The organism is Vibrio sp. YT-18 (assembly GCF_033337345.1).
Taxonomy (GTDB): domain Bacteria; phylum Pseudomonadota; class Gammaproteobacteria; order Enterobacterales; family Vibrionaceae; genus Vibrio; species Vibrio alginolyticus.
This window is the reverse complement of sequence record NZ_JAWOQO010000011.1, coordinates 52,780-75,461: the sequence shown is the minus strand read 5'-3', so window position 1 is coordinate 75,461 and position 22,682 is coordinate 52,780. Positions and strand designations below refer to the sequence as shown.

18 protein-coding genes and 1 riboswitch are annotated in these 22,682 nt (G+C 44.5%); of the genes, 9 read left to right on the top strand and 9 right to left on the bottom strand.

What is annotated here, in order from left to right:
• Positions 1 to 60: 60 nt before the first annotated feature.
• Complete coding sequence (locus R7M72_RS15875; RefSeq protein ID WP_005387884.1) at positions 61 to 309, bottom strand: YciN family protein; 249 nt, start codon at positions 307 to 309, stop codon at positions 61 to 63.
• Positions 310 to 743: 434 nt separating this feature from the next.
• Between R7M72_RS15875 and topA the strand changes: the two genes are divergently transcribed.
• The 4 genes from topA to R7M72_RS15855 all read left to right on the top strand — a co-directional run bounded on the left by topA (position 744) and on the right by R7M72_RS15855 (position 7,559).
• Positions 744 to 3,374: a type I DNA topoisomerase gene (gene topA, locus R7M72_RS15870; RefSeq protein WP_054576377.1), complete on the top strand. Its 2,631-nt coding sequence runs from the start codon at positions 744 to 746 to the stop codon at positions 3,372 to 3,374.
• 607 nt (positions 3,375 to 3,981) lie between these two features.
• Positions 3,982 to 5,199: a glucose-1-phosphate adenylyltransferase gene (gene glgC, locus R7M72_RS15865; protein WP_017634726.1), complete on the top strand. Its 1,218-nt coding sequence runs from the start codon at positions 3,982 to 3,984 to the stop codon at positions 5,197 to 5,199.
• Complete coding sequence (gene glgA, locus R7M72_RS15860) at positions 5,189 to 6,646, top strand: glycogen synthase GlgA (protein WP_315956934.1); 1,458 nt, start codon at positions 5,189 to 5,191, stop codon at positions 6,644 to 6,646. The genes glgC and glgA overlap by 11 nt, the downstream gene beginning before the upstream one ends.
• 109 nt (positions 6,647 to 6,755) lie before the next feature.
• Entirely contained in the window at positions 6,756 to 7,559 is an 804-nt protein-coding gene (locus tag R7M72_RS15855) for an alpha/beta fold hydrolase (RefSeq protein ID WP_017820032.1), read from the top strand.
• 31 nt (positions 7,560 to 7,590) lie between these two features.
• On the opposite strand, the gene R7M72_RS15850 is transcribed toward R7M72_RS15855, so the two are convergent.
• From R7M72_RS15850 to torD, 5 genes are all read right to left on the bottom strand, one after another.
• The gene (locus R7M72_RS15850; RefSeq protein ID WP_017820033.1) at positions 7,591 to 7,911 is read right to left on the bottom strand and encodes a DUF2007 domain-containing protein; all 321 of its coding nucleotides are present in this window, start codon (positions 7,909 to 7,911) and stop codon (positions 7,591 to 7,593) included.
• Between the two features lie 20 nt (positions 7,912 to 7,931).
• A complete protein-coding gene (locus R7M72_RS15845; protein WP_005378366.1) occupies positions 7,932 to 8,618 on the bottom strand; it encodes a TVP38/TMEM64 family protein in 687 nt (228 codons plus the stop codon).
• Between the two features lie 114 nt (positions 8,619 to 8,732).
• Complete coding sequence (locus tag R7M72_RS15840) at positions 8,733 to 9,323, bottom strand: TfoX/Sxy family DNA transformation protein (RefSeq protein ID WP_005378367.1); 591 nt, start codon at positions 9,321 to 9,323, stop codon at positions 8,733 to 8,735.
• Positions 9,324 to 9,439: 116 nt separating this feature from the next.
• Positions 9,440 to 9,529, bottom strand: a riboswitch (cyclic di-GMP riboswitch).
• A 287-nt stretch (positions 9,530 to 9,816) separates the two neighbouring features.
• Positions 9,817 to 10,821, bottom strand: coding sequence for an HTH-type transcriptional repressor PurR (gene purR / locus R7M72_RS15835; RefSeq protein WP_005378368.1), 1,005 nt, complete (start codon positions 10,819 to 10,821; stop codon positions 9,817 to 9,819).
• Positions 10,822 to 11,289: 468 nt separating this feature from the next.
• Positions 11,290 to 11,937 (bottom strand): molecular chaperone TorD, encoded by a 648-nt coding sequence (gene torD, locus R7M72_RS15830; protein ID WP_017820035.1) that lies wholly within the window; start codon positions 11,935 to 11,937, stop codon positions 11,290 to 11,292.
• A gap of 266 nt (positions 11,938 to 12,203) precedes the next feature.
• Here torD and torR point away from each other — a divergent pair, with 266 nt between their 5' ends.
• Positions 12,204 to 12,914: a two-component system response regulator TorR gene (gene torR / locus R7M72_RS15825; protein WP_005378370.1), complete on the top strand. Its 711-nt coding sequence runs from the start codon at positions 12,204 to 12,206 to the stop codon at positions 12,912 to 12,914.
• A 71-nt stretch (positions 12,915 to 12,985) separates the two neighbouring features.
• Here the strand turns inward: torR and elyC are convergent, their stop codons facing one another.
• Complete coding sequence (elyC, locus tag R7M72_RS15820; protein WP_213966495.1) at positions 12,986 to 13,771, bottom strand: envelope biogenesis factor ElyC; 786 nt, start codon at positions 13,769 to 13,771, stop codon at positions 12,986 to 12,988.
• Positions 13,772 to 13,885: 114 nt separating this feature from the next.
• Between elyC and cmoM the strand changes: the two genes are divergently transcribed.
• The 4 genes from cmoM to mukB are packed head-to-tail and all read left to right on the top strand — an operon-like array spanning position 13,886 to position 21,189.
• Entirely contained in the window at positions 13,886 to 14,677 is a 792-nt protein-coding gene (cmoM, locus tag R7M72_RS15815) for a tRNA uridine 5-oxyacetic acid(34) methyltransferase CmoM (RefSeq protein ID WP_318056255.1), read from the top strand.
• Between the two features lie 2 nt (positions 14,678 to 14,679).
• Positions 14,680 to 16,017 (top strand): chromosome partition protein MukF, encoded by a 1,338-nt coding sequence (gene mukF, locus R7M72_RS15810; protein WP_213966496.1) that lies wholly within the window; start codon positions 14,680 to 14,682, stop codon positions 16,015 to 16,017.
• Positions 15,998 to 16,723: a chromosome partition protein MukE gene (gene mukE / locus R7M72_RS15805; protein ID WP_005378379.1), complete on the top strand. Its 726-nt coding sequence runs from the start codon at positions 15,998 to 16,000 to the stop codon at positions 16,721 to 16,723. Before mukF ends, mukE begins: the two co-directional genes overlap by 20 nt.
• Positions 16,724 to 16,725: 2 nt before the next feature.
• Complete coding sequence (gene mukB / locus R7M72_RS15800; RefSeq protein ID WP_318056254.1) at positions 16,726 to 21,189, top strand: chromosome partition protein MukB; 4,464 nt, start codon at positions 16,726 to 16,728, stop codon at positions 21,187 to 21,189.
• 143 nt (positions 21,190 to 21,332) lie between these two features.
• On the opposite strand, the gene R7M72_RS15795 is transcribed toward mukB, so the two are convergent.
• A complete protein-coding gene (locus tag R7M72_RS15795; RefSeq protein WP_005378381.1) occupies positions 21,333 to 21,485 on the bottom strand; it encodes a hypothetical protein in 153 nt (50 codons plus the stop codon).
• Positions 21,486 to 21,712: 227 nt separating this feature from the next.
• Positions 21,713 to 22,681 (bottom strand): alpha-L-glutamate ligase-like protein, encoded by a 969-nt coding sequence (locus R7M72_RS15790; protein ID WP_005378387.1) that lies wholly within the window; start codon positions 22,679 to 22,681, stop codon positions 21,713 to 21,715.
• Position 22,682: the final 1 nt, after the last annotated feature.

Here is a 22,682-nt window from a genome sequence, read left to right as displayed (position 1 = left end):
TTCTGACCTGAAACCGGAAAGCCAGAGTGAATAACACTCTGGCTTTTTTGTTTCCCAATACTATTTAACCAGCGTAAATTCCTTAGAAAGGTGATGCGCTAAGTATTTAAACATATTGAATACTGCAGTCGTATTTGAAGTTGGTAAACCTTTGTCATCAAGGAAGTATTCACCTTTAAAAACTAAAACACCTTCTTTTTCTTCTACGCTTGTTGCTCGCATTCCCTCGATGTAATCATCGTGCTCTTGGATGATTTGGTTAGCGATCAAAAGAAGGTCGAACTCTTCGATAAACGTTCTATCAGACATATTCTTTCTACCATTCTATTCAGTTAAGAGCGCTGAGTATACCTACAACTAAAATGGGTTTGCATGATTAATTCAGTCAATCGTTCAGTAAGACTAAACAGATCAATTTTTAGAGTATAAGCATGATGCGGAGGAAGATGGCAGAACATTGAACCAAACTATTTTGTGATGGGTAACAAAATTTATTGCATTGGATTAGCGGATGCTAAGTTTGCCTGTTTAGATATGCCGCTCAATACCTTTCAGAACCCTGTCTCTTTGAAGTATAAAGACGATGAATTGTCAACCAATCGGATCTGAATTTCAAAAAAGCAGTTGATCTTCTTTTCATCTCGCACAATAGTAAAAAAAGAAGCAATGAAATAGAACATTATGCGGGTGGCCTTTAAACAAGGTTTCTACCCGCATTATTATGAAGGACGTTAGAGTCAGTTATGGGTAAATCACTCGTTATAGTGGAGTCACCAGCCAAGGCAAAGACGATAAATAAGTACCTTGGTAAAGACTTTATTGTTAAGTCTAGTGTTGGTCATGTGCGTGATCTGCCTACGGCCGGTCAAAGCACTGGTGAGAAAAAAGCCGCAGCCATCTCAACTAAAGGGATGAGTCCGGAAGAGAAAGCGCGCGTTAAAAAAGAGAAAGACCGCAAAGCGTTGATCAAAAAAATGGGGATTAACCCATATCATGACTGGGAAGCGAATTACCAAATCCTTCCAGGCAAAGAAAAAGTTGTCAACGAACTACAAAAACTCGCCAAAGACGCAGATTGCGTTTATCTCGCAACCGATTTGGACCGCGAAGGGGAAGCAATCGCATGGCACCTTCGTGAGATCATCGGTGGCGATGAAGAGCGATACAAACGTGTAGTTTTTAACGAAATTACGAAAAACGCGATCCAACAAGCTTTCCAGACACCTGGCGAGCTGAACATGGATGGTGTAAATGCCCAACAAGCACGTCGCTTCATGGACCGTGTCGTTGGTTTTATGGTTTCACCTTTACTTTGGAAAAAAGTGGCTCGTGGCTTATCTGCTGGTCGAGTGCAGTCTGTTGCGGTGAAATTGTTAGTTGAGCGTGAGCGTGAGATTAACGCGTTTGTACCAGAAGAATTCTGGGACATTCATGCGAATACGAAAACGAAAGACAAAGCGGACTTTAAACTGCTTGTTGCGCAGAAAGACGGTTCTGCGTTTAAGCCAGTTAATGAGGCAGAAACCAAAGCAGCGATGTCTGTACTTGAGAATGCAAGTTACGAAGTATGTAAGCGTGAAGACCGTCCTACAAAGAGCAAGCCTTCAGCACCTTACATCACCTCTACGCTTCAACAGGCAGCGAGTACACGTCTGGGCTACGGCGTGAAAAAGACCATGATGCTAGCTCAGCGCCTCTATGAGGCCGGTTACATCACTTACATGCGTACTGACTCGACTAACCTAAGTGCCGAGGCTGTGGACGCTGTACGTGACTTTATTGGTTCTGAGTTTGGTGATAAGTACCTGCCAGCGAAACCATTGGCGTACGGTAGCAAAGAAGGGGCACAGGAAGCGCACGAAGCGATCCGTCCTTCAAATGTGGGTGTTAAGGCGGAAGACCTGCAAGGTGTCGATGCTGATGCGCACAAACTTTATGCTTTGATTTGGAATCAGTTTGTAGCGTGTCAAATGACGCCAGCAGAATACGATTCAACAACCATCAGCGTAAAAGCGGCAGAATACACGCTTAAAGCGAAAGGTCGTATCCTTAAATTTGACGGCTGGACTCGTGTACAGCGTCCAATGGGCAAAAACGAGGATACAATCCTTCCAGCGGTACAACTTGGCGATAAGCTAAGCTTAGAGTCACTTGACCCTAAACAGCACTTTACAAAGCCACCTGCGCGCTACACTGAAGCAGCACTGGTTAAAGAGCTGGAGAAACGAGGCATTGGTCGTCCGTCGACTTACGCATCGATCATTTCTACGATTCAAGATCGTGGCTATGTGAAAGTTGATCAGCGCCGTTTCTACGCTGAAAAAATGGGTGAAATTGTTACTGACCGCCTTGATGACAGCTTTAACGATTTGATGAACTACGACTTTACTGCGCGTATGGAACAGAAATTGGACCAAATCGCTGAAGGTGAAGTGAACTGGAAAGCTGTGTTAGACAACTTCTTTGCTGATTTTACTGGCGATCTTGAAAAAGCGGAGCTGGATGAGTCAGAAGGCGGTATGAAGTTAAACCACATCGTCATGACGGATATCGAGTGTCCGACGTGTAGCCGTCCAATGGGCATCCGTACTGCTTCGACAGGTGTGTTCTTAGGCTGTTCAGGTTACGCGTTACCACCAAAAGAGCGTTGTAAGACAACCATCAACTTGGGTGACGAAGAAGGTATTATTAACGTTCTAGAAGAAGACGTTGAAACCGCAGCTCTTCGTGCTAAAAAGCGTTGTCCGATCTGTGAAACAGCGATGGACGCATACCTGATTGATGACAAGCGTAAGATGCATGTTTGTGGTAATAACCCGAATTGTGAAGGCTACCTTGTTGAATACGGCGAGTTCAAAGTAAAAGGCTACGATGGTCCAGTTGTTGAGTGTGACAAATGTGGCTCTGATATGGTGCTTAAGAACGGTCGCTTTGGTAAATACATGGATTGTACGAGCGAAACGTGTAAGAACACTCGTAAGATTCTTAAGAATGGCGAAGTCGCGCCACCGAAAGAAGATCCTGTTCATTTCCCCGAGTTGCCATGTGAAAACTCAGATGCGTATTTCGTACTTCGTGATGGTGCTTCAGGTCTATTTATGGCGGCAAGCAACTTCCCGAAATCGCGCGAGACACGTGCTCCTTTGGTTGCTGAACTGGCACGTTTTGAAGAGCGTTTACCTGAGAAGTTCAAATACCTAGCGACCGCACCGCAAGAAGATCCTGATGGTCGTCCTGCAGTCGTACGCTTTAGTCGCAAAACAAAAGAGAACTACGTTCGTTCGGAAGAGAATGGCAAACCATCTGGTTGGACAGCGCTCTTTGTTGACGGTAAGTGGGAAGTCACTGATAAGCGTAAAAAAGCGAAAGCATAAAAACGTACGATCTAAGTAATGTAAAAAGGCAGCGATATCGCTGCCTTTTTTGCGTTTTGTTTTGCGTAAAGGCCACTGTGTTGTTCGTATAGATCTTTGCTGCTTTGACTGAGTTTTGCTGACGCGAGAAGATCCCAGCATCAATATTTCGTAGTCGCTGATGTATTTTTTATGTAAAAAATATTCGTTGTAACTTTCATTTTGCATTCACATATTTGTTATACATTGGGCTAAAAAATCGGTGGTGTAGTGAATCCGTTCGTAAATTGTTTTCACAATGTAATCGTTTGCTTTTCCATGTGTGATCTAGATATCGTCTTGAGTACGCAAGAGCTGTATGGTACACAGAATGGCGTATTAAAAATTGTAATTTAGAACCCGCTTAGATAATTTATTACAAAAATTAGTGCAACTGTGTGCATTGTTTGCGTCAAAAAATAAGGAAAGAGTGGACGTTGCATACTGGAAGTGCCGTAGCTTTTTTATCCGTGTTGTAAGAGTTCACAGAAACTCAGAGACGGTTGCTAAATGTATTCGCTTGACTCCCCGAGTATGACTCATTCAAGCGAGTACCAAATCCAAGCTATAACGATATGGAGAACAACAAATGGCTGGTGTTTTGGGAATGATTCTTGCTGGCGGTGAAGGCTCTCGTTTGAGACCTTTAACGGAATCTCGCAGTAAACCTTCGGTACCGTTTGGTGGTAGTTATCGATTGATCGATTTTGCTCTAAACAATTTTGTTAATGCGGATCTGATGCGCATTTACGTCCTAACCCAATTTAAATCTCAATCTTTATTCCATCACTTAAAAAAGGGGTGGAACATCAACGGCATTACAGACCGCTTTATCGATCCTATTCCCGCTCAAATGCGTACTGGTAAACGTTGGTACGAAGGGACGGCGGACGCGATCTATCAAAACCTGCGTTTTATGGAATTAGAGGAACCAGAGCAAGTTTGTATTTTTGGCTCTGACCATATCTATAAGATGGATATCAAACAAATGCTGAACTTCCACTCAGAAAAGCAGGCTTCTCTGACGGTATCTGCATTGCGCATGCCACTAAAAGAGGCGTCGCAATTTGGGGTTATCGAAGTGGATAGTGAAGGTCGTATGATTGGCTTTGAAGAAAAACCAGCAAATCCGAAATCGATTCCTGGGGACCCTGATTACGCTTTAGTTTCAATGGGTAACTATGTTTTTGAAGCTCAGGTACTGTTCTCAGAGTTGGTCGAAGATGCGGATAATGAAGCTTCATCACATGATTTTGGAAAGGACATCATTCCAAAGATGTTCCCTAGAGGTGATGTGTTCGTGTATGACTTCAGTACCAACAAAATCAGTGGCGAAAAAGAAGAGGTGTACTGGCGTGATGTCGGAACTATTGATGCGTATTGGCAAGCGCATATGGATCTGCTAGAAAAAGATGCTCCATTTTCGCTGTACAACCGTAAATGGCCATTGCACACCTACTACCCACCATTGCCACCTGCGACATTTACCGACTCTGATAATGGTCGTGTGCAGATAATCGATAGTTTAGTGTGTAATGGCAGCTATGTTAGAGGCTCAAGAATCGAAAAGTCGGTGCTTGGTTTTCGCAGTAATATTGCTTCTGCTTGCGATATCAGCGAATGTATACTTCTTGGTGACGTAAAAATTGGCGAAGGCTGTGTTTTACGTCGTGTGATTGTCGACAAGGATGCCGATATTGCTCCTGGTACTCAGATTGGTGTGAATCTTCAAGAAGATAAAAAACACTTCCACGTGTCTGAGGAGGGCATTGTTGTTATTCCGAAAGGAGCTCGAGTTGGCTACTAACAACTTATCTATTCTGTTTGTAGCTTCTGAGGTTGAAGGCCTCATTAAAAGTGGTGGCTTGGCAGATGTTGCCAAGGCACTACCGGAAGCCCTTCAAAACTTACAGCAAGACGTAAGAATTACCATCCCTGCGTACAGCAGTATTGATAAACTCGCAGACGCAGAAGTTGTATTAGAAACAGAATTAACATCATGGCCGCATACGGAGTATCGAGTTTTGCGGCTCATGTTAGGTCAAAATCCTGTTTACCTGATTGATTGTCCGCCGTATTTCAATCGACCATCAATGTATGCGGAGAACAACCAAGCGTATACTGATAACGGCGAGCGCTTTGCGTTTTTTAGTGCAGCATGTCTCGATATGTTACCCAAGCTCGCCTTTCAACCTAATATCATACACGCGAACGATTGGCACACAGGTCTTGTTCCATTTTTGCTCAAGCACAGGTATGGCAATGATCCGTTTTTTGCTCATACTAAAAGCGTCATTTCAATTCACAATGCGGTCTTTAAAGGCGTATTTAGTTATGAAGATGTGCAGTGTTTGCCAGAGTTTCATTGTAGAAACGTTCCCGATGCTGCGGTGAGTGCAACGCATATTACGATGCTTAAAGCTGGTGTAATGAATGCAGATAAGATAAACGCGGTTAGCCCTACGTACGCAGAGGAACTAAAAACAGAGCTTGGCAGTCACGGCATGGCTTGGGAGTTTCAGCAACGCGCGCAGGACTTAGTTGGTATTTTGAACGGTTGTGATTACAGTGCTTGGAACCCGGAAACGGATACTTACTTGCCAGTTAATTACTGCGCCGACCAGCAAAGTATGTCGCAAGGGAAGAAAGCTTGTAAAAAAGCATTACAACAACGACTAAATTTGCCCGAAAAAAATGTAGCTATGTTCGGTATGGTTTGTCGATTGACCCAGCAGAAAGGCGTTCATTACTTGTTGCCTGCTTTGGCCGATTTTTTGAAGCACGATGTTCAGCTAGTTGTCGTTGGGACCGGAGACCCTATTCTTGCCGCTCAGCTACGAGAGGTTGCCGCGCAGTTTTCTAGCAAATTTGCCTTTGTAGAAGCGTATGACAATGAACTTGCGCATATCGTTGAAGCTGGTTCTGATTTCTTCTTGATGCCTTCTGAGTTTGAACCATGTGGCTTAAACCAAATCTATAGTATGGCTTATGGGACATTACCGATAGTACGCGGTGTTGGTGGCTTAAAGGACAGCGTTAGCGATTATGATGTAAACTCATCTGAAGCAACGGGGTTTGTTTTTTTCGAACCGACACCGCAGGCATTGTTGTTAACGATGCTGAGGGCACTGTTGCTCTACGCTCAAAACGAGCCTGAAGTGAATAAAGTACAGTTGCACGCGATGCAACAAGACTTTTGTTGGCAAAAGGCCGCAGAATCTTATTTGCAGCTTTACCACTCAGCGTTAGTTTGACTTAAAATTGTAACGAAAGGCACCGAATGAGGTGCCTTTATTATCTTGAGTAAGGGGAGTGTGGTAGGATGGCTTTTTACTCAATAGCACGATCTTTTTGATACTCAATATGACCCAGCCGCTACTTTTTCATAAAACCTATTTGCACCCTACTAGTAATGAGTGGGTTGTATTTGTGCACGGTGCTGGTGGTAGCTCTTCTATCTGGTTCAAGCAAATTAAAGCTTACAAGCAACACTTTAACTTATTGCTGATCGATTTAAGAGGTCATGGAAAGTCAAATCAGTTACTTAAAGAGCTCATTGCTAGCCGTTATACCTTTACGGAAGTTACCCAAGATATTTTGAAAGTATTGGACCATTTAAAGATCCAATCCGCTCATTTTGTCGGTATGTCGCTTGGTACTATTATTGTTCGAAACCTTGCTGAATTGTCATCAGAGCGCGTACGTTCGATGGTGCTCGGCGGTGCTGTCACAAGGCTTAACACTCGTTCTCAGATATTGGTGAAATTAGGTAATTTTTGTAAGCATATCCTACCGTACATGTGGCTCTACAAACTGTTCGCTTATATTGTTATGCCTCAAAGAAGCCAACGAGAATCTCGCCACCTTTTTATTCGCGAAGCCAAGAAGCTTTGCCAAAAAGAATTTAAACGTTGGTTTATTCTTGCCGCTGATGTAAATCCGTTAATGAAATATTTTAAAGATCGAGAGTTACCCATTCCGACTCTTTACTTAATGGGCGACAGGGATTACATGTTTATTAAACCTGTCAAAGAAATGGTTGCAGCACATAAGCTCAGCATTCTACGAGAAATCCCGAATTGTGGTCATGTATGCAATGTAGAGCGTCCAGAAGACTTCAATCAACACTCCATCGAGTTTATTAAACAGCAAGCTGTATGTGCTTAAAACTGAGTGCATCCACTGAATAGGAGAGCCGCTATAGCTCTCCTAGTTGATATCCACATTGCCAACATGCACCAAATTGCCCTTCGTTTATTTCATGACATTTTGGGCATTGCCAATCTTGATACTCATGCCTATCGGATTGTTTTCGATATGCTTTTACTATTTCTTCAGCTTTCATCTTTTGTGCCGTGTCAAAAAGCCACACATAAGGATCGGTATCATCACCAAACGGCAGTTCTCCTTTTAAGCCGAAAATACCTTCTCCGCGAACTTCACAGTAAATTTGTTCCACTTTAAGCAGCTCACATACAATGTGTGCTTCTGCTGGGTTTTTAGCGATAAATATTTTCATCAAAATACCCACTTCACCAATTACGAGTTTTGCTGACTTGGTGTCGGCCTTACTTTATTCATAACCCATTTAGTGATGATTGGAAATAGTCCCAATAGCGCAAAAGACGCTAATACTGCGGGTGAAACAATGCCCGATAGGCTTTCAATTGTTGCTAATTGAGTACCTGCATTCAGATATACGGCTGTGCCTGGCAGCATACCTATTTGGCTAGTGAGATAAAATCGACCTACAGACATCGGTGTTAAGCCCATCAGTAAGTTGATTAGAAAGAAAGGGAATACAGGGATTAGACGCAAGGAAAATAGATAAAAAGCTCCGTCTTTTTCGACACCTTGATTAATTGCGTTGAGTTTATTTCCGAATTTGTTTTGTACCCAGTCACGCAATAAGTATCGGCTGCTCAAGAAGGCCAGTGTTGCCCCCATAGTGCTAGCGAAAGAAACCAGTAGCAAGCTTGTCCAAAAACCAAATAAGGCTGCACCAAGTAAGGTGACTACTGCCGCTCCTGGGATAGAAAAAGCGGTAATTGCAATGTAGGTAAAAAAGTAAATCGCAGCCGAGAATACAAAATTCTGATCGATGTATGTAGTTAGTGCTTCTTGTTGGGCTTTTGCATTCTCTAAGGTTAAATACTGGCCAAAGTTAATACCTAAAAAGACGATAGCCGCTAGTAGGATGAGACCTAATATCAGTTTCTTATTCATAATTTTGATTCCAATTTGGGATATATGTAATAAGACAGTAGGAAAACCGAAAAAATTTCACAAAAAAACCGCAGATTAGACTGCGGTTTTACAAGATAGTTTTTAGGCCGACTTTTATTGGAGGCCGTTCATCAACTCATCTCGGCGAGCTTGAGGTACCACACTCCAATGAGTGCCGTTGATAGCACCTTCTAGTGCCCATAGCAACTCAATGTTGACGGTTGCAGAGTGCGTATCTCTTATCGCTTTATAGGCGTTAAGCGCACCTTCCTCTTCAAGCTTCTCTACGGATTCGATGCCGGCTTTTTTTAGCATGCGCTCGGTAGCCAGTCGTAAGTTAGGCAAATCTTTCAAACGGTTAGGCTTTGTACTTGCTTGCTGTTCTTTCTCAAGCTTTGCCTTTTTCAATGATTGATTCGCTACTTCGATTAAGCGTTCGCTTGATTCCCATAAATCGCTGGAAATAGCGTAGTACTTTGTAACGACTGGGAAGCCACGTTTTTTATAAACGTAAGGCTTTAGCCCTTGTTTCTCGAAGTCAGATGAAGTTTTTTGGTCTGCTCTGATATGAAGCTGATTGTTTACCACTAGTGCAAACATTGTTTCATCAGCGAATAGTCCGAAGCCACCAAACATTGAGCGCGACTTGATATTACCAAGTGCCTCAAATAGCTTCATAGAGTCTTTGAGTATCGGTTTATCCATGTTTTGTTATCTCGGTGTAATTAATATTACGCCACCAAAAGTCAGGTCCGAGAGAGTAGCAAACATGCGTAAAAACAATGTCATTACAGAGTAAAGTCATTGCTTACACACTTGCCATCGGTAACCCCGCTACCTTCCATATCGTAATATGGTTCAGGCCGGAGGCTTTGCGTCCCACTCTTTCGAATGGTTTGCCCTGTGCGTGACACAATGAGCATACTTCTTATATTGAATTAACATCACGGTTTAGCGTTAAAAGTGTGATTTCGGTTCAATAAAAATGATAGATTGAATGCTCTATTTTGCATATGGAAAGGTGCAAATTGGCCTTTGAAAAGGAGTTCTTAATATATATTACATTTATATAAAACAGGGAGTTAACGTTAGTCAATTGTTATTAGAGTGGTGTGAAGTATTAGAGAATGCTTAATTTTTCCAAAAAAATAAGCGCCCCTGTAGAGCGCTTATTTAACACGGTTAAATACAGTGAAATTTAGTTCATTTTTTTCACAGTATTTCGAATTACAAGCTCAGGTTGCATTTCGAAAATTCGTTTTTCGTGTTCTTTATCTTTGATACGCTCAAGTAGAATTTCGAATGCATTTTTACCAACACGACGTTTAGGTTGGTGGATAGTCGTTAGCGGTGGAGAGAAGTATTCCGCAAGCTCGATGTTGTCGTAGCCGATCACTGAAATATCTTCAGGAATTTTGATCCCGTTTTGTTGCAAGCGGCTCATTAGGCCTAGAGCCATTGTGTCGTTAAAACAGAATACCGCCGTCGGGCGCTTGTCCATTGCGGTAATTTTATCTGCAACTAATACGGCCGTATCACATTCAAAGTTACCTTCAAGGATCCAGTCTTCATTTACAGCTAGGTTCGCTTCGCTCATTGCGCGACGGAAACCTGCAATGCGCTCTTGGCAAGCAAGCTTTTCAAAATGACCGCTTAGACAAGCGATATCCGTATGACCATTGTCAATCAGATGTTTGGTTGCAATGTAGCCACCTTCTTCTGAGTTATCCATGATCTTGTCTGCTTGTGAGCTCTCTGGGCCCCAATCCATGACCACTTTAGGAATGTCCGCATGACGGTCAAGCATCTCTTTTAGTTCTTCGGTTAAGTCAGAACACATCACTAGGATGCCATCAACGCGCTTTTCAGCCAGCATACGAATGTAATCGCGTTGTTTTTCGTAAATCCCGCCTGTGTTACATAAAATCAGAGTATAGCCTTGGCGGTAACAGTAGCTCTCAACGCCATCAATCACTTCTGAGAAAAATAGGTTAGTTGATTGAGTTACTAACATGCCAATCGTACGAGTTGAGTTGCATTTTAGGCTGCGTGCAACGGCACTTGGCGCGTAATTCAGCTCGTCAACGGCTTTCATTACTTTTTCTTGCGTTGCTTCTGCAACGAAACGCGTTTTATTGATAACGTGCGAAACTGTCGTAGTGGAAACGCCGGCTAAGCGAGCAACGTCTTTTATCGTGGCCATAAATGGTGTCCTGTATCGAGCTACTGAAATATGTCGTATTGGATGTACCTGATGCTCTAATGGTTTCACACCTAGCAATATAAAATTGGCGCTAAGTGTCTCGGCAGCGGTTGATCCAAGTGCGACAAAAGGGTACGTAGCAGCATCGGTCGATGAATTTTATCTTTTTTCTATCTGATGAGAAATTGCCATCAACCTGTTAAGAAAACACAAAAACCGCTATATTTCAGCGGTTTACATATAAATCATATTTAATCGTTTGCGCTCACATTTTAGCCCTATGTGGACTGACTAGCAATGTTTTCAGCAAGAGATTTGTGTATTTGAAGTCACATTTTGACTGCTAAATAACCAAGCGTCTTTGCGCTAAGTTAAGGCAAACGAATATTATACCCAAGTTACTTACAATTGGTCACTTTCAGGCATACAGGAAGCCCGATAGGCAGGCTCCCTAAAAATAGGCGGCAATTATTCACCAAGAAGGTAGGCGCTGTCTAGTTTACAAAATGCAACTAATAGTTTCGCGACACTCGAGTAAAATCCAAATTCGTCGAATTGTTTACATTTGTCTGAAAACTGAGGTAACCAAGACATCAATTGTTGCTGGATAAAGTCGTTTTGTTTAACGAAGGCTTCTTCCATGTGTTTTTCTTGTTCAAGCTCGTTTGAGCGGATAATCATGTTCCCGAGAAAGTCGAGCTCAACGGCTAAGTGATCCGCAGGTTCCTTTAGGTTTTCGTCTACTTGAACGCCAAATTCAGCCATCAACTTTTCCATTTCCTCAGCTGGCTTGTCATTCAGTAAACCTGATTCACCAATGTACATGGATGCGTAAGGAAGAGCGCCGTATTTTTCTGTCTTCAAAAACAGTTCACAAAAGTCAGCTGCAAGCTCTAGTTGTGCATCTTCACGATCTTGTAACCGATTCAATGCATCAACTAGGCTATCAACGGCTGGTTTTAGCGACTCATTTTCACCTAAACCTGCGAGAAAACTGCGAATTTCAACACTGTGATAGGCTTCCAATTCTTTCTCTGTTAGTTCTTTTGCGAACAAGCTCGAAAACCACCAGTAAATTTCAGCGCGTTTCTCATTAAAAGCTTTCACTTCTTGCATTTTGGGCTCCTGAATGATGCTTCAAGTCATGCATCACAAAGTCAATTAGGGATATCCCCTAAGTGTAATCAATTAAAATGAATAGCAGTAACTATAATTGTTATGTTTTATGGTCAAAAATGACCGTTTATTAATAGCAATGGGCAAGCTTGTTTTGAATCAATAAAAACGCTAAATCTTGCGTTTTAATGTATCTATGACTAGAAATGTTACTAGTTATGAATAGAATACGTCTTGGATAATAAGAAGACAGAAAAGTGGTGTAAATGAGCTATCACGTATTAGTCGTAGAAGATGATGTTGTAACTCGTAGTAAGCTTGCGGGATATTTCCAAAATGAGGGCTACCAAGTCAGCGAAGCAGAGAGTGGCGCAGAAATGCGTGAAGTTTTGCAAGCGGGCGATGTAGACCTGATCATGCTGGATATTAACCTGCCTGGTGAAGACGGCCTGATGCTTACTCGTGAGTTACGTAGCCAATCGGATATTGGTATCATATTAGTAACAGGACGCACGGATAGCATTGATAAAATCGTAGGCCTAGAAATGGGTGCTGACGATTATGTGACAAAACCTTTTGAACTGAGAGAGCTGTTAGTTCGCGTTAAAAACTTGCTGTGGCGTATTTCAGCGGCGCGCAGTGGCAGCTCGAAAGCGAATGAAACCAGTGAAGAGCACATTGTGCGCTTTGGGGAGTGGACATTCGACATTCAACGTCGCGCACTTAGCCGCAACGGTGAGCCAGTAAAACTAACTAAAGCAGAGTATGAACTTTTGGTGGCATTATCGTCTTATCCTAACCAGGTGTTAAGTCGTGAGCGTATTTTGAACATGATCAGCCATCGAGTGGATGCGCCGAATGACCGCACCATTGATGTTCTTATTCGACGTATGCGCGCAAAAATGGAGTTCGATCCTAAGAACCCACAGATTTTTGTAACGGTGCACGGCGAAGGCTATATGTTTGCTGGTGACTAGTTTGAACATAACTCAATCGTAAAAAGAAAAGGAGAGCTTCGGCTCTCCTTTTTTGTGGCTTCAAGATAATACTAGTTTGCTTCAACCATTGGTGTTTGGCCGACAGTATCACGCAACCTTTGCCAAATACTGCCCAAGTACTCATGCCAATAAAGCTCTGTTTGTTCTAAGTAACGCGCTTTAGGTGAGTATTTATCCCAAGGTTGACTTATCTCGCTAATAGCTAAGAAGTTGGTCGGGGCTGGGATTGGTTTAATGCCTGCTGCGTTGAACTCATACAATGCACGGCTCATGTGACTCGCAGAAGTGACTAACACCATCTCCTTTTGTTGAACGAATGCAGCCGCTTGACGCGCCTCTTCCCACGTATCTTTCGCATCTTCTAATAAAATGATATCGGATTTCGCGACTCCCAACGCAAGGGCAACGTTCGCCATCATTCGCGCGTGGCTAATTTCAGATCCGCCAGCATAGCCGGATAAGATTAATTTCGCGCCTGGATACATTCTTAAAATACGAATGCCCTCAGTTAAGCGCATTAATGCTGCACGGCTTAACTGTGAGGTGGGTGGAATTTCGTCATCGATAACATGACCATTCCCTAAAACCATCACGTAGTCGATGGTGCCAGAAACTGGCAAAAAGGCTTTATGCTCTCGCTCTAACGGCATAAGAAGCTTGGTTGAAACAGGTTGGAAGGCAACAAGAAAAATGCCAACAAAAGAGAATAGAACAACGAAGCAGCCAGTTTTACGTTTTGTAGTAAAACTAATGAGAGCAAGACCCAACAAGCCTATCAGCAGCAATGCCGGAAGGGGCATAAGCACGGCTGACACTACTTTTTTCAGCTCAAACATACATAAATAGTCCGAAAAAACATCAATTGATAATAAAAATGAGGGTATCCCTCTTTATTCCTGCTTTCCTTGTGCCAGAATAGCGGCACAATCCGTTATGATAACTCAGCAGAAGTGACAGAAGACCGCAATTTCGACGATATCGCCCACAAATTTGCAAAAAATATTTACGGCTCCGATAAAGGGGAGATCCGCCAAATCATTGTGTGGGAAGATTTTCTACAGATTCTAAGTGAATTAGATGCTGACCAGCAACCCCTAGAAGTGTTAGACGCTGGTGGTGGTTTGGCACAAATGTCGCAAAAGCTTGCTAAGCTCGGACATCGAATCGCTTTATGTGATCTATCTTCGGAAATGCTGCAGTTGGCTAAGCAGGATATTGAAAAAAACGGTTTGCTTGAGCAGTATCGCCTGATTCATTCGCCTGTCCAATCCATCGGTGAACATATGGATGGACAGGTCGATCTGGTTATGTTCCATGCTGTGATGGAGTGGCTGGTTGATCCTAAGGCCGCACTTGAAACAGTTCTAGAACAAGTAAAACCGGGAGGCATCGCATCAGTCATGTTCTACAACCACCACGGTTTAGTCTATAAAAACGTGGTTTGTGGCAACATTCCTCATATATTAGACGGCATGCCTCACCGAAAAAGATTTAAACTACAGCCGCAAAAAGGCTTAAAACCTGAAGAAGTCTACCAGTGGATAGAAAATTCAGGTTTTAATATTTGTGGCAAATCTGGTATTCGCTCATTTAGTGATTACATAGGCAATATGGAATACATGGGTGATTACGAGTTTGAAGATGTGTTGGCGCTAGAAAAACAATTTTGTCGACAAGAGCCATACCTCTCATTAGGCCGCTACATTCATGTGTGGGCTAAAAAGAACGATAAACAGGAATAACAATGAGTGAGATGACTCTCAATGCTGCAGAGCAACCAATCGATGAGCTGGTTGGCTGGGTTAAGCAGCACGATTTCTCGTTGAACCTGACCACAGAGCGATTGGCATTTTTGATAGCCATTGCCGTACTGAGTAATGAAAGGTTCGATGAAGAACTGGGTGAAGGTGAACTGCATGATGCATTTGCCATCGTCACTCGACTATTTGATGAGACCGGCGAAGCCTCCGCTTTTCGTGCGAACAATGCGATCAACGAGATGGTTAAGCAGCGTCTTATGAGCCGTTTTGTCAGTGAGATTACTGACGGAGCGAGCATTTACCGCTTGTCGCCATTAGCGATAGGAATAACCGACTACTACGTGCGCCATCGTGAGTTCTCAAAACTGCGTCTATCTATCCAGCTATCCATGGTAGCGGATGAAATGGCGAAAGCGATTGAGGCAGCACAAAAAGGTGGCACACCGGGTCACTGGAAGAAAAACGTATACGGTGTTTTAAAATATTCTGTAGGCGAAATCTTCGATCAAATTGACCTCAACCAACGTGTTATGGATGAGCAGCAACAGTCAGTGAAACAACAGATTGCTGACCTGCTTAACAAAGACTGGCGCGAAGCGATCAACAACTGTGAAGCACTTCTGTCAGAAACATCAAGCACGTTGCGTGAACTTCAAGATACGCTGCAAGCCGCCAGTGATGAACTGCAAACTCAGATCCTCGATATTCAAGAAATTGTTTACGGTGACCCTGAGCTGGAGTTTATCGAAGAAGCTTTGTTTGGTCTGCAAATGAAACTAGACCGAATCACAAGCTGGGGCCAGCAAGCTATCGACCTTTGGATTGGTTATGACCGACACGTGCACAAGTTTATTCGTACTGCAATCGATATGGATAAGAACCGTGCGTTTAGCTCGCGTCTGCGTCAATCCGTCAAAGAATACTTCGATGCGCCTTGGTATCTGACTTATGCAGATGCGGAGAGGCTTTCTGACCTTCGTGATGAGGCCCTAGTACTGCGTGATGACGAGGTCACGGGTCAAGTTCCGATGGAAGTAGAATACGAAGAGTTTCAACAAGTCAATGATGAGCTGTCTGAACGAATTGGTGACATGCTAAAAGCGCATAAAGATCAAGGCACACCAATCGATTTGAGTGTGGTACTGCGAGATTACCTTGCACAGCACCCTTATACTCATCATTTTGATTTAGCTCGCATTATCGTCGATCAAGCTGTACGTCTAGGGTATTCAGAATCGGATTACCAAGCGATTCAACCAGACTGGAAAGCAATCAACGAATTTGGGGCAAAGGTACAAGCGAATGTCATCGACCGATACTAATGAATACATGTCAGAGAATCTGGCAAAAGCAATTTCTAACCCTCTGTTCCCAGCGCTAGACAGCATGCTTCGAGCAGGGCGTCATATCTCAAGTGAAGATCTAGACAACCACGCGTTGCTGTCGGATTTCGAACTTGAGCTTTCTTCTTTCTACCAACGCTACAACACCGAATTGGTGAAAGCGCCAGAAGGTTTCTTCTATCTTCGTCCTCGTTCAACGTCTCTGATTGGCCGTAGTGTTCTTTCTGAACTGGATATGCTGGTGGGCAAGGTACTGTGTTTCCTTTATCTAAGCCCAGAGCGTCTTGCGCACGAAGGCATCTTCACTAACCAAGAGCTGTACGACGAACTGCTTGCTCTAGCAGATGAAAATAAGCTGATGAAGCTAGTGACGAACCGTGCTACCGGTTCTGACCTTGATAAAGAAAAGCTGTTTGAAAAAGTACGTACGTCACTTCGTCGTCTGCGTCGCCTAGGCATGATCATCAACATCGGTGAAACCGGTAAGTTCAGCATCAGTGAAGCGGTATTCCGCTTTGGTGCCGATGTACGTATTGGCGATGACATGCGTGAAGCGCAACTGCGTCTGATCCGTGATGGTGAAGCAGTAGTGCACACCAAAGAGCCAAGCCAAGGCAGCCTATTGTCTGAAGAAGATCAAGACGACCAAGCCCAAGAAGAAACGACAGAAGAGGGTGAAGCATGAGCATGATTGAACGCGGTAAATACCAATCGCTGACCATGGTCAACTGGAACGGCTTCTTTGCCCGTACGTTTGACATCGATGGTCTGGTCACCACGCTATCAGGTGGTAACGGTGCAGGTAAATCAACCACAATGGCGGCGTTCATCACCGCATTGATTCCTGACCAAACGCTACTGCACTTCCGTAACACCACAGAAGCAGGCAGCAGCCAATCGTCTCGCGACAAAGGTTTGTACGGTAAGCTACAGCCGGGCGCATGTTATGCGGCGCTAGATGTGGTGAACTCACGTAACCAACGCCTATTGTTCGCAGTAAAACTGCAGCAAGTTGCGGGTCGTGATAAGAAAGTAGACATCAAACCGTTTGTTATCCAAGGTCTTCCAAGCCATGTGAAACCAACGGATATCTTGATTGAAAGCGTATCAGCGACTCAAGCTCGTGTACGTCAAATCAACGAAGTAAAAGAATCGATCGCAGAATTTGAAGGTGTTCAATTTAAAGCCTTCTCTTCGATCGTGGATTACCACGCGCAAATGTTTGAATTCGGTGTGATTCCGAAGAAACTGCGTAACTCTGGTGACCGTTCTAAATTCTACCGCCTGATCGAAGCATCGCTTTACGGTGGTATCTCAAGTGCGATTACCCGTTCGCTACGTGACTACCTTCTGCCACAAAACGGCGGCGTGAAGAAAGCGTTCCAAGATATGGAATCGGCGCTGCGTGAAAACCGCATGACGCTAGAAGCGATCAAAACTACGCAAGCAGACCGTGACTTGTTCAAACACTTGATCACAGAGTCGACTAACTACGTGGCAGCGGACTATATGCGCCATGCTAACGAGCGTCGTAAAAAACTAGAACAGACATTGTCTTTGCGTTCAGAGTTATTTGGTTCTCGCGAGACCTTGATTGAGCAAAACAATCTGCTTAATCGCGTTCAAGAAGAGCTGGAACTGCTGATCGAATCAGAATCTTCTTTAGAGCAAGACTACCAAGCGGCTTCTGATCACTTGCAACTGGTGCAAAACGCGCTGCGTCAGCAAGAGAAGATCGAACGCTATCAAGAAGATCTTGAAGAGCTGAGCGAGCGTCTTGAAGAACAAATGATGGTAGTCGAAGAAGCGCAAGAACGCGTGATGATGGCTGAAGAGCAAGCTACCGTTGCAGAAGAAGAGGTGGATAGCCTTAAGACGCAACTTGCTGATTACCAGCAAGCTCTTGACGTTCAGCAAACTCGCGCCCTTCAATATCAACAAGCAGTTCAAGCGCTGGAGAAAGCGAAGCAGCTACTTGGCGATGACAGCCTAACGGCAGAATCGGCACAAGCGCTTGTCTCTGAGTTTAAGAGCAAAGAATCAGAAAACACCAATGCGTTGCTATCGGTTAAGCACAAACTGGACATGTCTTCTGCAGCGGCAGAGCAGTTTGAAACCGCGCTTAAACTGGTACAAAGCATCGTTGGTCAAGTTGAGCGCAAAGACGCGTCTGAACATGCGAAAGCTGCAATCGCGAAAGCGCGTGAGTCACAACAAATCGCACAAAACGAACAGCAATGGCGAGCACAACACCGTGATCTCGAACGCAGCCTTAACCAGCAGCGTCAAGCACGTGAACTGGTTGCTGAATACAAAAAGCAATATCACGTTGAACTAACCGATGAGGTTACATTTGAACAAGAACGTGAACGTCATGCGACGCAAATCGAATCACTAGAGATAGCTCAAGAAGAAGTTCGTGATCAGCGTGGTGAACAGCGCCGTCTAGAGCAAAACGCGGCGGCAGAAATCAGTAAGCTTGAAGCAATAGCACCAGCTTGGATTGCGGCGAACGATGCGCTAGAGAAACTGAGAGAGCAGAGCGGTGAAGAGCTTGAGGATCGCCATGCGGTAATGAACCACATGCAAGTTGTCCTTGAACAAGAAAGGGAGCTGTCTTTAGCTAAAGATAAGCTTGCTGAGCGCCGTAGCCAGCTAGACGCTGAGATTGAGCGCCTAGCTTCTCCTGGTGGTTCAAACGACCCTCGCCTGAAAGGTTTGGCAGATACGCTGGGCGGTGTATTGCTGTCTGAGATCTACGATGACATCACGATTGATGACGCGCCTTACTTCAGTGCGATGTACGGTCCGGCTCGTCACGCTATCGTTGTTTCTGACTTGTCAGGCATCGAAGAAAAACTGGTAGAGCTAGACGACTGTCCAGAAGACTTGTACATCATTGAAGGTGACATCGATGCCTTTGATGACAGCTCGTTCGATGCAGAAGAGTTAGAGGGCGCGGTTTGCGTTCGTATGAACGATCGCCAAATGCGTTACTCTCGCTTGCCTGAGATCCCATTGTTTGGCCGTGCGGCACGTGAGCAGCGTCTAGAGTTGCTGCGTAACGAACGAGAAGAAGTGGTAGAGAAACACGCGAAAGCGGCGTTTGATTCTCAGAAAATGCAGCGCTTGTACCAAGCGTTTAACCTATTTGTGTCTAACCACATTCAGGTTGCTTTTGACGCCGATCCAGAACAAGCACTGGCAACTATTCGTGATAAGCGTAACCAAATTGCTCGCGTGTTGGCGGATCTGGATGCGAAAGAGCAACAACAACGTTCTCAGCTTCAAACCAGCAAGCAAGCGTTGTCTTCTCTGGACAAGCTAGCGTCACACATGGTGCTTGTTGAAGATGAGTCATTGCAAGCGCGTTTTGATGAGCTAGAAGAGAAAATCGCTCAGCTTGCAGAGGCAAAAAACTTCTTAAACAACCATGCAAAAGCCGTCACGCAATTAGAGAATATTGCGTCTGCGCTTGATGCTGACCCAGAGCAATTCGATGCACTAGAAGCAGAATACAAAGCGGCAGACGAGCGGCTACAAGATCTTAAGAAGCAAATCTTTGCACTCTCGGATCTCGTTGAACGTCGTCACTACTTCGCTTACTCAGATTCAGTAGACCTACTGAACAAGAGTAGCGAACTGAGTGAGCAGCTAAAAGCTAAACTGGTTCAAGCTGAACAAATGCGTACTCGCTCTCGTGAAGAGTTGAAGCAATCGCAAGGTCAAATGAACCAATACAACCAAGTATTGGCATCATTGAAGAGTTCACACCAAGCGAAACTGGAAACGGTTCAAGAGTTCAAACAAGAACTTCAAGAGTTTGGCGTGAACGCTGACGAAGGTGCGGAAGAGCGCGCAATGCGTCGTCGTGACGAACTGCACGAGCGTCTACACTCGTCTCGCAGCCGTAAGAGCGAATACGAGCGCACGATCACCTCTACTGAACTAGAGATGAAAGGCTTGGCAAAACGTCTGAAGAAAGTTCAGAAAGAATACGTTGAGCTGCGTACGTTCGTGGTTGCTGCGAAAGCTGGCTGGTGTTCAGTACTTCGTCTGGCGCGTGAGAATGATGTTGAGCGTCGTCTACACAAGCGTGAACTGGCTTACATGTCAGCGGATGAACTGCGTTCGATGTCGGATAAATCACTGGGTGCGCTGCGTCTAGCGGTTGCGAACAATGACGACCTGCGTGATGCGCTGCGTCTATCAGAAGACAACGCTCGCCCAGAGCGTAAAGTTCTGTTCTATATTGCTGTATACCAACACCTTCGTGAGCGTATTCGTCAGGATATCATCCGTACTGATGACCCAGTTGAAGCAATCGAAGAGATGGAAGTCGAGCTGGCGCGTCTAACGGAAGAGCTAACGCAACGTGAAAACCGTCTAGCGATCAGCTCTGAGTCAGTAGCGAGCATTATCAAGAAGACGATTCAACGTGAGCAAAACCGTATTCGTATGCTGAACCAAGGCCTGTCGAACATCTCGTTTGGTCAGGTGAAGGGCGTACGTCTGAACGTGAAGATCCGCGAAAGTCACGAAGTGCTACTGAACGGCCTAGCGACACAACAAGAGCAGCATAAAGACCTGTTTGAATCGACTCGCTTTACCTTCTCTGAAGCAATGGCGAAACTGTTCCAACGCGTGAACCCACACATCGATATGGGTCAACGTTCTCCTCAAGTTCTGGGTGAAGAGCTACTGGATTACCGTAACTACCTAGAGCTAAGTGTAGAAGTGAACCGTGGTACAGATGGTTGGCTACAGGCTGAGTCTGGCGCGCTATCAACAGGTGAAGCGATCGGTACCGGTCAGTCAATCCTTCTTATGGTTGTTCAAAGCTGGGAAGAAGAGTCTCGTCGTCTACGCAGCAAAGACATTGTGCCTTGTCGTCTGCTCTTCTTGGATGAAGCCGCGCGTCTGGATGCGAAATCGATCGCGACATTGTTCGAATTGTGTGACCGTCTGGATATGCAGCTTCTCATCGCGGCACCTGAAAACATCAGCCCAGAGAAAGGTACGACCTACAAACTGGTGCGTAAGGTGTTTAAAGACCACGAGCACGTACACGTAGTTGGTCTGCGTGGTTTTGGTCAAACGGATAAGCCTAAGACTGAAGCGCAAGAGATGATTGAAGAGTTTGAATCGTAAACCCCGAATCTAATAAAACGCCCGCAATGAACGCGGGCGTTTTTGTATCTATTTACGAGGTAGGCTTCGAACAACATAAGACAAGCCGAGACTGTAGGACGGCAGTCTCGGCTTATTAGCGGAACTTCACGAGGAAGCGACGTTTATTCCTCTGGAATATCGTCCCTGACTTCGATCATTTCAGCAAGCTCTTCGAGTGCTTGGACAGAAAGCTCAGACAAGCGTTGTAGGTGTTGGTCTAAGCTCTCTTGTTCTTCAAGCTCTGGTTCATCATTATTTGTTTCTTTTATTAGCATTTCCCAACCTCTCAAGTTGAGTAAGGGGAGCTCTCATCATACTCAAAAGGCAAAGTAGAAAAGAAACGATCTATGTTGATTTTGTTAGCTCGATCATTGATTCAACTTATATATGAGAAGGATGTGTTTAATAAGGAGAGCAAGTGCAAGGTTTTTGGATGCGGGAACAAAAACGCCAGTAATCATGACAATTACTGGCGAGTAATAACGAACATTATGTCGGAGGGTTAGAACAACGGCTTCACACCGAACTGCTCTGCCGCGTAAGCGACGCGTTCAATCGGTTTTGGATACTCAGCAGGTGTGCCAAGGCTCTCTATGTGTTTCAAACGAGGAAGCAAGCCTGCACCATTAGCGATTTGGATTGCCAGACCAGGGCGAGCGTTAAGCTCTAAAACCATAGGTCCTTCATCTTTATCCAGCACCATATCCGTACCCATGTATCCCAAACCTGTCATTTCCCAGGCACTTGACGCAAGCTCCAGCAAGCGCTCCCAATGCGGTACTTGAAGGGTCGAAAGGTCTTTACCTGTATCAGGGTGATGAGTCACTGGATGATCGAACTGCACCGCTCTGACGGCTTTACCTGTCGCGATGTCAATGCCTACTCCTACGGCACCTTGGTGAAGGTTTGCTTTGCCGTCGGAAGCCGCTGTAGAACAGCGCATCATCGCCATAACTGGATAACCTTTAAATACGATGATCCGAACATCTGGTACGCCTTCATAACTGAAGCCATCAAAACAGTCATCAAACTTGATTAAGTTTTCAACCACAGCAACGTCATTTTTACCACCAAGAGAGAAAAGGCCAGCAAGCGCATTACTAATGTGACGCTCGACCTCATCCCTACCAATTGTAGAGCCGGAGGGTTTGGTATATACCCCGTTTTTGTGAGACGTAACAACCAGAATGCCTTTACCGCCACTACCTTGTGCAGGTTTGATTACAAAACCAGGCCAGTTCTCAACCATTTTGTGGATAGTCTTAACTTCAGCTTGGTTATGAATGACACCGATCAGGGCAGGAACTGTTGCTCCTGCTGCCTGTGCAATAATTTTGGTCTTTAGCTTGTCATCGACAAGTGGGTATTTAGAACGATCATTGTAACGGCCAATATAGCTGTGGTTACGCTTGTTCATCCCCATAATGCCTTTATGGCGAAGCTTAGACGGCGAAGTAAAACTTTCGAACATC

What these genes read in the sequence shown, in the direction of transcription:
- R7M72_RS15795 (WP_005378381.1), bottom strand. Translation starts at nt 21,485, where the DNA reads ATGCTAATAAAAGAAACAAATAATGATGAACCAGAGCTTGAAGAACAA.
- mukF (WP_213966496.1), top strand. Translation starts at nt 14,680, where the DNA reads ATGAGTGAGATGACTCTCAATGCTGCAGAGCAACCAATCGATGAGCTG.
- elyC (WP_213966495.1), bottom strand. Translation starts at nt 13,771, where the DNA reads ATGTTTGAGCTGAAAAAAGTAGTGTCAGCCGTGCTTATGCCCCTTCCG.
- R7M72_RS15845 (WP_005378366.1), bottom strand. Translation starts at nt 8,618, where the DNA reads ATGAATAAGAAACTGATATTAGGTCTCATCCTACTAGCGGCTATCGTC.
- mukB (WP_318056254.1), top strand. Translation starts at nt 16,726, where the DNA reads ATGATTGAACGCGGTAAATACCAATCGCTGACCATGGTCAACTGGAAC.
- R7M72_RS15840 (WP_005378367.1), bottom strand. Translation starts at nt 9,323, where the DNA reads ATGGATAAACCGATACTCAAAGACTCTATGAAGCTATTTGAGGCACTT.
- torD (WP_017820035.1), bottom strand. Translation starts at nt 11,937, where the DNA reads ATGCAAGAAGTGAAAGCTTTTAATGAGAAACGCGCTGAAATTTACTGG.
- R7M72_RS15875 (WP_005387884.1), bottom strand. Translation starts at nt 309, where the DNA reads ATGTCTGATAGAACGTTTATCGAAGAGTTCGACCTTCTTTTGATCGCT.
- topA (WP_054576377.1), top strand. Translation starts at nt 744, where the DNA reads ATGGGTAAATCACTCGTTATAGTGGAGTCACCAGCCAAGGCAAAGACG.
- R7M72_RS15790 (WP_005378387.1), bottom strand. Translation starts at nt 22,681, where the DNA reads ATGTTCGAAAGTTTTACTTCGCCGTCTAAGCTTCGCCATAAAGGCATT.
- R7M72_RS15855 (WP_017820032.1), top strand. Translation starts at nt 6,756, where the DNA reads ATGACCCAGCCGCTACTTTTTCATAAAACCTATTTGCACCCTACTAGT.
- torR (WP_005378370.1), top strand. Translation starts at nt 12,204, where the DNA reads ATGAGCTATCACGTATTAGTCGTAGAAGATGATGTTGTAACTCGTAGT.
- mukE (WP_005378379.1), top strand. Translation starts at nt 15,998, where the DNA reads ATGTCATCGACCGATACTAATGAATACATGTCAGAGAATCTGGCAAAA.
- R7M72_RS15850 (WP_017820033.1), bottom strand. Translation starts at nt 7,911, where the DNA reads ATGAAAATATTTATCGCTAAAAACCCAGCAGAAGCACACATTGTATGT.
- glgC (WP_017634726.1), top strand. Translation starts at nt 3,982, where the DNA reads ATGGCTGGTGTTTTGGGAATGATTCTTGCTGGCGGTGAAGGCTCTCGT.
- purR (WP_005378368.1), bottom strand. Translation starts at nt 10,821, where the DNA reads ATGGCCACGATAAAAGACGTTGCTCGCTTAGCCGGCGTTTCCACTACG.